Source organism: Spirulina sp. 06S082, from assembly GCF_034932145.1.
In the GTDB taxonomy this organism is placed as follows: Bacteria; Cyanobacteriota; Cyanobacteriia; order Cyanobacteriales; family Spirulinaceae; genus CCY15215.
In genome coordinates this window covers 1-5475 of the sequence record NZ_JAYGHV010000341.1, presented here as the reverse complement: position 1 = coordinate 5475, position 5475 = coordinate 1, and the positions used below count along the sequence as shown (strand labels likewise).

General features: G+C 47.9%; 6 protein-coding genes. 3 read left to right on the top strand and 3 right to left on the bottom strand.

Annotated features, from left to right (window positions below):
• Positions 1-211 precede the first annotated feature (211 nt).
• Positions 212-640, bottom strand: coding sequence for a lactoylglutathione lyase (gloA, locus tag VB714_RS20750; protein WP_323226590.1), 429 nt, complete (start codon positions 638-640; stop codon positions 212-214).
• Between the two features lie 48 nt (positions 641-688).
• The gene (locus VB714_RS20745) at positions 689-1387 is read right to left on the bottom strand and encodes a hypothetical protein (RefSeq protein ID WP_323226589.1); all 699 of its coding nucleotides are present in this window, start codon (positions 1385-1387) and stop codon (positions 689-691) included.
• 87 nt (positions 1388-1474) lie between these two features.
• Here VB714_RS20745 and VB714_RS20740 point away from each other — a divergent pair, with 87 nt between their 5' ends.
• Genes VB714_RS20740 through rfaE1 form a run of 3 tightly spaced genes read left to right on the top strand, consistent with a single transcriptional unit; the run spans position 1475 to position 4706 of the window.
• The gene (locus tag VB714_RS20740; RefSeq protein WP_323226588.1) at positions 1475-2215 is read left to right on the top strand and encodes a precorrin-2 C(20)-methyltransferase; all 741 of its coding nucleotides are present in this window, start codon (positions 1475-1477) and stop codon (positions 2213-2215) included.
• A gap of 47 nt (positions 2216-2262) precedes the next feature.
• A complete protein-coding gene (locus tag VB714_RS20735) occupies positions 2263-3642 on the top strand; it encodes a TonB family protein (RefSeq protein WP_323226587.1) in 1380 nt (459 codons plus the stop codon).
• A 35-nt stretch (positions 3643-3677) separates the two neighbouring features.
• Positions 3678-4706 carry a D-glycero-beta-D-manno-heptose-7-phosphate kinase gene (gene rfaE1 / locus VB714_RS20730; protein WP_323226586.1) on the top strand — a complete coding sequence of 343 codons (1029 nt, stop codon included), beginning with the start codon at positions 3678-3680 and terminating at the stop codon, positions 4704-4706.
• A 96-nt stretch (positions 4707-4802) separates the two neighbouring features.
• Here the strand turns inward: rfaE1 and VB714_RS20725 are convergent.
• On the bottom strand, positions 4803-5475 hold a 673-nt coding region (locus VB714_RS20725), incomplete at its 5' end, for an ARC6/PARC6 family protein (RefSeq protein WP_323226585.1).

Below are 5475 nucleotides of genomic sequence, written 5' to 3'. Positions count from 1 at the left end.
CGGCTTTTTTGGCATAGTCTGAGAGTTTCATGGCTATATCTTACCATGAATGACTATACTTGACTATATATTAAGTTAAACTTTACAATACCAAATCCAGTTACCACAGACCCTATTCACGCGATCGCCGGAAACCCTGTAGCGACGTTGCATGCAACGTCGCTACAGGAGATAGGGAAAACCTCCTGAATAAAGCGGATTTGGTATTAATTTAATTTGCGGCAACTGCTGTTTCTTTTTCTGGCATTGATTCTGCTTTTTTCAATTGAATGAGTTCGATTTTATAGCCTGTGGGATCTTCGATAAAAGCAATAACTGTTGTTCCATGTTTCATCGGTCCTGGTTCTCGAACGACTTTTCCTCCTTGTGCCTTGATTTCCTGACAGGTGGCGTAAATATCATCGACTCCAAGGGCAATATGACCGTAACCGCTACCGATATCATAACTGTCTATTCCCCAGTTATAAGTTAATTCAATAACGGTATTCTCCGACTCTTCTCCATAACCAACAAAAGCAAGGGTAAATTTCCCACCGGGATAGTCTTTTCGACGCAAAAGGGTCATTCCTAAAACTTCGCAGTAAAACTGGATGGATTCCTCTAAATTACCGACTCTTAACATGGTGTGTAGCATTCGCATTGTTCGAGTTCTCCTTATTGAGTGCTTTAGTTGTTTATTATCTCAAAATTACGCTAAATAATCGACCCAATTGGCGATCGCCTCGGGGGAACCGTACCATAAACCAGGCGATCGCGGCGAGTGCATGACTCCCTCTAAGGTTAAATTGGTCGCCCCAGCTAAATGGGCTGCGGCGATCGGGGTAATACCATCCCCCCAAGTATTCCCCTCACCACTTGTTAATTTATAGCTGTTATAAGCCAGCCAACTCTCCCATTGTTTGCCATACACTGCTTTTCCTGCGACGCAAACATACTGTAAATTGCTGTAAAATGCCCCAGGATAATTGTCATTAACAAAGTCTAAATTGCGCTTTGTCCAACGTTCTTGGCTGATATGAGGTGTTCCCAGAGAAATGAGAGATGCAACGCGATCGCGCCCTTGCCAAACCCCATCTTGTGCCGTAACATCCCCATGAATGGTATAAGGAATATCCCCCAGATAAATCCTCGCGATCCAACCTCCTGCCGAATGTGCTAACAAATTAACGCGATCGCCCTTATATTCCTGTAAAACTCCCTGCACGGTGTCATGAATCAAGCGTAGAATAGGAACGACAGAACGACCGCCAAGAGTTGGCAACCAATCTCGCTTCCGCAAAGGCACGATCGCCCCAGGAATTCCTTTTTGCTTTAAAATCTCTGCTAGAGCAACATAATCCGTGCCGCGAGCAAAGTAGCCAGGTAAAATAACAGTAGGCAGGATCATAGTTGATAGTTGATAGTTGATAGTTGATAGTTGGGAGTTGGGAGTTGAGAGTGGATAATTAATAATTGATAATTGATAATTGATAATATGGGAACTCTTTACGGAATTAGTATAGGCACGGGAGATCCCGAATTAATTACCCTCAAAGGCTTGAGACTGCTTCGAGAAGCTGACGCGATCGCCTTTCCTGCGGGAATTGATGGCAAACCTGGAGTCGCACAACAGATTATCGAACCGTGGCTGGCTTATCAACAACCCACCCTTCCCTTAGAATTTCCCTACGTTAGCGATCGCCACATCCTGACACAAGCCTGGCAAAAAGCCGCCGATCTCGTTTGGCAATATCTCCAAAAAGGGGAGAATGTTGCCTTTGCTTGTGAGGGAGATATTAGTTTTTACAGTACCTTTACTCATTTAGCGCAAACCCTACAAGAACACCATCCCGAAGTCAAGATCGAAATTGTACCTGGAGTCACGTCTCCTTGTGCCGCAGCAGCCATGCTGGGAATTCCCTTAACGGTTCAAGGGCAGCGCATGGCTATTTTACCCGCCCTTTACACCGTTGATGAATTAGAATCCGTCTTGGCTTGGGCAGATGTCGCCGTCCTCCTCAAAGTCGCTTCAGTTTATGAAAAAGTTTGGCAAATTTTAGAGAAACGAAACTTATTAGAAGGGAGTTGGATTGTAGAACGGGCAACCTGTCCCGACCAAAAAATCTACCATTTGCGCGATCGCCCTACTTTAAAATTAAGCTATTTTTCCATCCTCATCATTCAAATCCATCGTCAGACTTGGGAGAATTCCCTCGAATTTCCAGCCGCGCGTTAAAATATAGGCTACCTCGATCTGCTGCCCTTTCCCGTTAAACTCCTGCAATGTCTTTGAATTCCTTTGGACAAGCCCTATTTCTCCAACTGCGACATCCTACCACCATCGCCGCATTTGCCTCTGTGGGACTGCACGCCAGCATTGGAGTCGCCCTACCGAGTTTGCCCTTTTTCTCAGAAGGTGGGGGGGGAGATTTCGCCTTACCGCGTAACGTTCAACTGGTGGAACTCACCCCCGCAGAGTTTGCCCGTTTACCTCAACCCTATACTTCTCCTGAACCCGAGTATTCTTTCGATCTGCCTAGCGACCCCGATGCTAGACTAACTCTACCTTCTTTTGATTCTACCGCCACTCCTCGCCCCAGAGAAGGCGATCTCGCGGCGCGATCGCCAAGCAACCCGAGAAGAGAAACGCGATCGCGCCCTAATTTACCTCCCCGTCCTGGTGAAACTAACTCAACACCTCCTCGTCCCAATCGTTCTACTCCCAATCTCGCCGCGATCGAGCGTACAGTAAGGCGCACTGTGGGCAATATTTCCCGCAATTCCCCCCCATCTCGCAGCGATCGCATTCCAACTCTCTCAGGTTCTTCGTCTTCAGAGAATGGACGGAGACGAGAAGAACAATTGCGCCGCGATTTATTCGATCTTGATAACAATCAAAATGCTAAATTACCGAACAGTGATGATATTCTCAACAGTTTGGCCGCAGCAGGCCGAGGTAGAACGGGTGCCGAAAATTTAGCCATTCCATCTCCTGCAACTCCCGCACCGGAAAGACCTCTATCCCCTCAAGAATTGGCAGTACGACAACAGGAAGAAGCCAATACGAATCGGATTGCTCGTCTGCGAGAAGATTATCGCACCAATGATAAAAATACCACTGACCAAGAAGCCCGCAATAATCAAGAACGTTGGATTGCTGAAACCAACCAACCCCAAGCGAGAGAGCAACTTCGTACTACTGCAATGCAGGGTGCCTATCCCAAGGCGGCCTGTATTAACCGGGCGCAGGGAACAGCAGTCTATGGTGTTGTGGTACAACCCAATGGCCGACGAACGGATGTACAGCAAATTCGCAGTGCGGGCTATCGCATTTTAGACCAACAGGCGATCGCGCAGGTAACTAGCGGGGGTTTGGCTTCTGGATCTGCACCGATACCCTATCGCGTCACTGTTCGTTTTACCTACGATCCCAATATCTGTCCAACTTTAGCAACGCCCCCAAGACCATCGCCTTCTCCAACTCCTGCAAGACCAACTCCTTCTGCAACGCCCCCAAGACCATCGCCTTCTCCAACTCCTTCTCCTGTGGTGTCTCCCCCATCTACTCCTTTACCAGCCCCACCTCCCGATCCCTCCGTAACTCCCGCAGAAACCCCAGAAAAGGAAGAAAAAACTTTCACGCCTCCCAACACAGAACAATAAATAAACGATTAACGATTCTCTATTCCCCATTTCCAATGCCCGATTTTGAAGCATTTAAGCCCATTCTTGCATCTGCTGCCCCGAAACTCTTTGACTTACTCGATCGCTTCGATCGCGCCAAAATTTTAGTGATTGGCGATTTAACGTTAGATGAGTTTCTCACGGGTCAAGTCGAACGTCTCTCTCGAGAGGCTCCCGTTTTGATTCTACGCCATGAATACACGCGCCAAATTCCAGGGGGTGGAGGAAATGCTATCTACAATTTTGCCAAATTAGGGGCAAAAGTGAAGGCGATCGGCTTGACGGGTCATGATGCCCAAGGAGAGGCATTACGGCGCATTTTTGCTGAGGCTGGTATCGATGGCGATCGCATTATTACCGATGCAAATCGTCCTACTGTTACCAAAACTCGCATCGCCGGACACGCGAGACAGTCCGTTACTCAGCAGATCGTCCGTATCGATCGCAAGTCCGACCAACTCCCCGATCTAGAGATTCAAAATCAACTGGCCGCAGCCATTCGCAGCCAACTCGATACCGTGGATGCAGTGGTTTTTTCCGACTATGGCGAAGGGGTTTTAACTCCCACAGTTATCGAAGCAGGTTTATCTCACTCAAGGGTTATTGTTGACGCACAAAAAGCCTTAAACCGCTATCCAGGAGCAACTTTATTCACCCCCAATTTACCGGAAGCGGAAAATGCTGTGGGATACGGCATTAATAATCAAGAGACTTTGGCTAATGCTGCGCGGGATTTATTGGCATTAACTCAAGCGGAAGAAATCCTCATTACGAGGGGAGAAGAGGGGATGACTTTATGCGATCGCGATCTAACTCTTCATCATATTCCTGCCTTTAACCGTACAGATGTTTTTGATGTTACCGGGGCAGGAGATACGGTGGTGGCCGCTTTAACCCTAGCTTTATGTGCGGGGGCTTCTTTTTGGGAAGCGTCTGTTTTAGGTAACTTGGCAGCCAGTATTGTTGTGCGTCAATTTGGTACGGCTACAACAAGTGTTGAAGAGATGAAGACTGCTTTAAATAATATTTTGGAAGATACTTAAAACCGATAGCTAAACCCGCGATTGACAGCAGCGATCGCCCCTTCATCGTCGAGTTTTCGTTCATCGCGATCGCTAACCACTAATCACTAACCACTCCTAAAGCACCGTCATACTGCGAATGCGCCAGAGGTCATTTTGTCGAACTAACTCATAGCGAACTCGCAAATTATCATCATAAGAACTGCTTCCGTCTGGCTGTCCGCCGCGAAAAGCGCGAGCAATTTCTCGAATAGAGGCATCAACCCTTGCTGTATTTGGATTCTCGGCATTAAAATCTACATTCTCTACCCGCAGAGTATGTTCGTATTCTCGATAAGCATTCTCTTGTTGCAGAGATTGTGCCGTATCGCGCCAAGTTGCGAGGGTAGGATCGGCTAAAATGCTTTCAAGTAAAGGAATTTGATGCTCTTTCCCCAGCGCCGATCGCTTCACCGATAACCAAGTTTCGATAATTTGACGGGCATTTTCTTCCGTTAATGTTCCAGTAGCAGCATTGGGGGCGGTTTCTTCAGCTTCGTCAGGGAGGGCAACGACGGGACTGGCCAGGGAAATAGCTGGTTGATCGGCTTCTAACCCCGGTACCGTGTCCGTCGCCCCAAATAGGGCTTTGAGAACTTGCCCGATCGCCAGCCATAAAATGAGAATTGTCACCACTCCTCCCGCACCAAATAAGAGCAAGCGACTCCATTGAGAATTGCCCGAAGACCGCGATCGCCGACGGCTGCTGCGCCGTGCTACGGGAGGAGTTCCCGTTTCCTCGTCTGGGGCT